This window comes from Sphingobacteriales bacterium (assembly GCA_012517435.1).
GTDB lineage: Bacteria > Bacteroidota > Bacteroidia > CAILMK01 > JAAYUY01 > JAAYUY01.
Genome location: JAAYUY010000066.1, coordinates 1 through 5,369 on the forward strand (window position 1 = coordinate 1; position 5,369 = coordinate 5,369).

The 5,369-nt window shown below is 40.2% G+C and carries 4 protein-coding genes; 3 read left to right on the forward strand and 1 reads right to left on the reverse strand.

The genetic code is table 11. The features are described from left to right. Window positions 1-1,394: hypothetical protein (locus tag GX437_03745; GenBank protein NLJ06766.1), on the reverse strand; the 1,394-nt coding region annotated here is incomplete at its 3' end. Between the two features lie 144 nt (window positions 1,395-1,538). Between GX437_03745 and GX437_03750 the strand changes: the two genes are divergently transcribed. The 3 genes from GX437_03750 to GX437_03760 form a co-directional block, all read left to right on the forward strand. Further along, window positions 1,539-2,462: a TIGR01777 family protein gene (locus tag GX437_03750; protein ID NLJ06767.1), complete on the forward strand. Its 924-nt coding sequence runs from the start codon at window positions 1,539-1,541 to the stop codon at window positions 2,460-2,462. Between the two features lie 69 nt (window positions 2,463-2,531). Continuing rightward, a complete protein-coding gene (locus tag GX437_03755; protein NLJ06768.1) occupies window positions 2,532-4,511 on the forward strand; it encodes a T9SS type A sorting domain-containing protein in 1,980 nt (659 codons plus the stop codon). Window positions 4,512-4,518: 7 nt separating this feature from the next. Further along, window positions 4,519-5,369, forward strand: an 851-nt coding sequence (locus tag GX437_03760; GenBank protein ID NLJ06769.1) for a tetratricopeptide repeat protein, incomplete at its 3' end; no start/stop codon positions are given.

Consider the following 5,369-nt stretch of genomic DNA (forward strand, 5'->3'; position numbering starts at 1 on the left):
GCTTCATTTTTAAGCATCCCTGCATAAATGTAATTTGCTCTTGCTGAATTCTTAAGGTAGTCAATATCATGAGCAACCAGACTTTCCTGAGTTTTCCATTGTACATTTCTACGGTTGGTGTAAATTACCGTTATCACAAACAGCAACAACAGGATAACACCAAAATTCTTTAAATTCCGTGCAGTTACCTGCCTGAAATCCTGAGATATTTTAAAAACCTGAAATAAAAAGCCAGCCACCACTATCGAAAAGCCAAGAGAGGCAGCATACAAAAATCTGTCTGCCGCAATTCCCATGATCAGCCTCACAATGTTTGAATACATGGAAATAAAGATGAGATAAAGAATGATGCCCCAGAAAAGCCATTTTTTTCTCTTAAAGGAATATAAAGCAAGGATAAAGAGTGCCAGATGTATGACCAGTGAAACCCAAACTACAGGATCTTCCCATGTTTTTACGGGAAAGAGGTTATATCCGTAATAAAAACGCATGGGATAAGGAATGAAAATCATTTTCAGATAAAAAAGCAGGATTAACAAGCCTGTCGGAATACGCTGAAGTTTATTGTAATTCAGCATTGGGTTTTCGACAAACTGTTTGGGGCGGGACCTGTCGGGAAACAACTGAGCAACCCCGAACTTAATTCCTATCCATGCCATCACCAAAACAGCTGCTACCAACACTATTCTTTTTTTATTGGCTTCCGGCATAAACCACAGTAAAAATGGAATGACTGCCAGAAAAGCTATGGCAGAACTTTTTGAAAGATAAGCATTTACAAATAATACCAAACCTGTGATCAGGTGATGAATGCCTTTTCCGGTGGTAAAATGATAGAAAAACCAGCAGGATAAGAGAGAAAAAAGAAAACTCATCAATTCATCCCTGTTCTTCAGACTACTGACCACCTCAGTATGAACGGGGTGAATCAGAAACAGAATGGTAATGGTCAATGGAAACAAGATGCCTGCATGGTCATAAGAGGAGAATAGTTTTTTTAAAATGACAAAAACCATAAAGACAGTTAACAGATACAGCAACAGGTTGATCAGGTGGCTGATGTGTGGATTAGAGCCAAATATGGCATATTCAATGGCAAAAGTTGTTTTAACAACCGGACGATAGCCAAAACTGAGCGATTCCCCATCTTCAAATATATTGCGGGCATATTGGGTGGTAAAGATTTCTCCGATGGCTGAAAAACCTTTTTTAACCTGTTCGTTATTGGTAACATACACATCATCAAGTGAATAGTCATTAAAAATGGTGTTTCCGTAATAGATAAAGCACAAGAGAGCGAGCAAAATAAACACCCTCCGGTTATTCAGATTTTCAAACCATGCAGTTGATGTTTTGGTTTTTTTTTGCGTCTTTTTGCTTTTTGCAGCCTTCATAAGCATTTGTCAAGGAGGGGTAAAAATAAGAAGCAAACAGGAATTGTAATTTTATTTGTCATGTTTAATCAGGTTGGAGAGATAAAAGATGGTAAGCGAACATAAATTCATTAATTTTGTTCATTCATTGAAAGAACCAAATACATGGATACCAGCATAAAAATATTTATTGCCGGAGGAACCGGACTGATAGGTCAATATCTGGTCAGGCACCTATATGACAGCGGATACCGGCCTATGGTCATTTCAAGAAACAAGGAAAAAGCCACGCAAATATTTGGGAATGTAGCTCTTGCAGTGACATGGGATGACCTCAGCCATGATAAAAATTTGTTTTCCGGAAAATATGCCATCATCAACCTTGCAGGTGAAAATATTTCATCCTTTGCATGGACATCTTCATTTAAAAGCAAAATCATCAGCAGCCGGATAAGTGCTGTTGAGAGTCTGCTCAAAGCCATCCGTCAGTCACAAGACAGTCCTGAGCTGTTTATTCAGGGCTCAGCCATTGGTTATTATGATAATAAAAAAGGGGAAATCAGTACAGAAAGCTCACCAAAAGGAAGTGGTTTTCTGGCCGATGTTGTCGAAAAAACAGAAAATCTGATTCATTCAAATGCATTTTTATTCAGACGTTATGCCATCATCCGCACAGGAATCGTTTTAAGTACTGCCGGTGGTATGTTGAAAAGATCCCTGCTCCCGTATAAACTATTTCTCGGTGGCCCGGTAGGCACAGGAAGGCAGTGGCGTTCATGGATTCATTATTTCGACCATGTCAGGGCTATTCAGTATATCATCGAAAACAGCCGGTCTGAAGGCATCTATAATCTGACAGCCCCTGAACCCGTAACAGAAAAAAAATTCAGCCACACAGTAGCCGGTATTTTGAAAAGGCCTGATATTTTTAAAAAACCTGCATTTTTACTCAAATTAATGTTTGGTGAAATGGCAGAGGCCATTCTGCTCAATGGCGAAAGAGCAATACCTGAAAAACTCCTGAATGAGAACTTCAGATTTATTTTTCCTGACATCGGAAAGGCCTTAACAAACCTTCTCTGTGAATAAAAACAGGGTTAGATATGTTTCAAAAACATTATACCTTTGGAAATAATTTTTTACCCAAAATCAACACAAATGAAAGGAAAACTTTTGCTGTTCTTTTGCATGGGTGTTCTGTTTTTCAATCATGAATTATTTTCCCAGACAAAAGCAGAAAATCAGGTGGTCAAGGTAAGTGTAGTGGTTCAGGAAAATCCACCGTCCATACAGTTGCAGTGGCCTCTGAACGCAAATGCCCAATATTACCGTATCAACCGGAAAGAAAAAGAAGCTACCGGCTGGGGAGCAGCTTATGCTACCTTACCCGGAACCTCAACCGGATTTACCGATGTTAATGTCGAAATTGGGAAAGGATATGAATATCAGGTATATTGCAATACGGGTGTTGGAAACCCTGCCGGAGTATCTTATGTTTACAGTGGAATCAAATTACCGACAACTGAAAAAAGAGGTACTGTTTTATTATTGATTGACAGTGTTTTAAGCATGTATTCAGAAGAGCTTCGCCTGCTTGAAACCGATTTAATCGGAGATGGCTGGGAAGTAACAGGTATTTTCGTTCCCCGGAGCATGAGCGTTGCCGATGTCAAAAACCTGATTGTTCAGCAATGCAATAAAAATCCGGATATCAACACATTATTTCTTTTAGGAAGAATTGCTGTTCCCTATTCCGGCAATTTAAATCCGGATGCTCATCCCGACCATCTGGGTGCCTGGCCAGCCGATGTATTCTATGCCGACCTTGACGGAACATGGACAGACAATACCGTCAATAATTCCTCTGCTGCACGCGAAGAAAATAAAAACGTAGCCGGAGACGGGAAATATGACCAGTCGGTACTTCCCTCCCCTGTTGACCTACAGTGCGGAAGAGTTGACCTTTACCGTATGTCTCAGTTCCCGAAAGCCGATACTTCCCTCATCCGGCAATATCTGGCTAAAAATCATGCTTTCCGGCATGGCCGGTTCAATACAGTGGAAAGAGGTCTGATTGATGATAATTTTCAAAGCTATGATGAGGGCTTTGCCCAGACCGGATGGCGCAATTTTTCTCTGATGTTCGGCCCCGACAGTATTTTCACCAGAGATTATTTCGGAACACTTTCCACTGATAATTATTTATGGAGTTATGGATGCGGTGGCGGAAGCTATACTTCCTGCGGAGGAATCGGAAATACGGGCAATTTTGTCAGCACTCCGGTTAAAACGGTATTTACCATTTTGTTTGGCTCTTATTTTGGCGACTGGGACAGCGACAACAACTTTCTACGTGCACCATTAGCCGCTGAAGGACAAGCACTTACATGCTTCTGGGCAGGACGTCCCAACTGGCATATCCACCACATGGCCATGGGTGATTGCATTGGCTACAGCACAAAACTCACACAAAACAATACTTCCTTATATGCTACAGGTTACGGTGCCGGATGGATACATATTGCTTTAATGGGTGATCCCACCCTGCGTATGCATGTTGTCAGTCCGCCTGCAAATCTGAAGGCCGACAGCATCGGCAATGTTACCATCAGGCTTAGCTGGACTGCTTCTTCTGACCCCTTTGTTTTAGGTTACAACATTTACAGGGCAAAAACCATTTCCGGTAATTTTGAAAAAATCAACAACGATCTGGTTGCAGGCACTTCATTTATTGATCCGCTTTCAGACAACGGGAACAATGTTTACATGGTCAGGGCAGTGAAACTTCAGCAAAGCCATAGCGGAACCTATTATAACATGAGCCAGGGGATATTCGATTCAGCCTCAACACTCTGGCCTGCAGGTTTACCACTGCATCCGTCCAAAGTTCAGGCGTTTTCGGTATTTCCTAATCCTGCCGAAGGAAAAATATCCGTTTATCTTAAACAAAATTTTGAAAATGAAATAGATATAACAATCAGTGATCTGTTGGGAAAAACTGTTTACCATACAACTGAAAACAACAATACGCCTGAAATCTTCAAAAATATTGATCTGACAGGATTCAGCAAGGGCATGTATCTGGTCAGGATTTCTTCCGGTGATTTTAATTCATGTCAAAAGATTATCTTAAAATAAAGACAACATGAAAAAGTTATTATGGTTATTTTCCGCATTAATAATTTGTTCATCAAATATTTACGGACAAAAGAAAGTCGAAAAGGCTGTCAATCTCATGCGTGAAGGAACGGTTTATCTCGACAAAGGCGACCTTAAAAATGGCATAAAATCGCTGAAAAAAGCATTTAAACTTGATCCGCAAAACAAAAGCATTGCCTATGAACTCGCTTATGCGTATTATAAAAATGCTGAATATAAAAAAGGGGTTGAAACGCTTGAAAAAATTCTCGGTAGTGAAGAATTTGATGATTACAAAGGTTTTATTCCTGACCTTTATTCAAAAGCCGGCATTGATTTTAAACACAAACTGAAACCCCCTCCTAAAAAAGAGCCTTCCACAGCAAAGGAATTCAATGAGGAAGCAAAAAATCTAATGTCCACAGACAAAGAAAAAGCATTGGCATATTTTGAAAAAGCCATCGACCTCGACCCCAAAGAAAAAGAAAACTACTACTATGCAGCAAAACTTTACTCCGAAACCCCTGAGCAGTTGTGGGCTATTATTTATGCAGAAATATACATCCTGCTTGAACCAGAAGGGACTCGGTCTGAAGAAATGAAAGAGCTTCTCCTTACCTCGTACAAAAAGGGCATTATTATCAAAGGTGGAGGGCAATATGAACTCAAACTCAGCAACCGTAAGGCGGAATATATGCTGCAAAACTTCGATCCCAAAAACTTTAAGGTGAATTTTGAACAATCTTATGTTACCACTTATGAATTGTGTGTGGATCGCCTGAATGAAGGCGGATTCCGGATCAGCAATCTGTATTTTATGCGAAAAGCCTTTATCGGATACTGGTTCAGGGGAAAAGA

What these genes read in the sequence shown, in the direction of transcription:
- GX437_03750 (NLJ06767.1), top strand. Translation starts at nt 1,539, where the DNA reads ATGGATACCAGCATAAAAATATTTATTGCCGGAGGAACCGGACTGATA.
- GX437_03755 (NLJ06768.1), top strand. Translation starts at nt 2,532, where the DNA reads ATGAAAGGAAAACTTTTGCTGTTCTTTTGCATGGGTGTTCTGTTTTTC.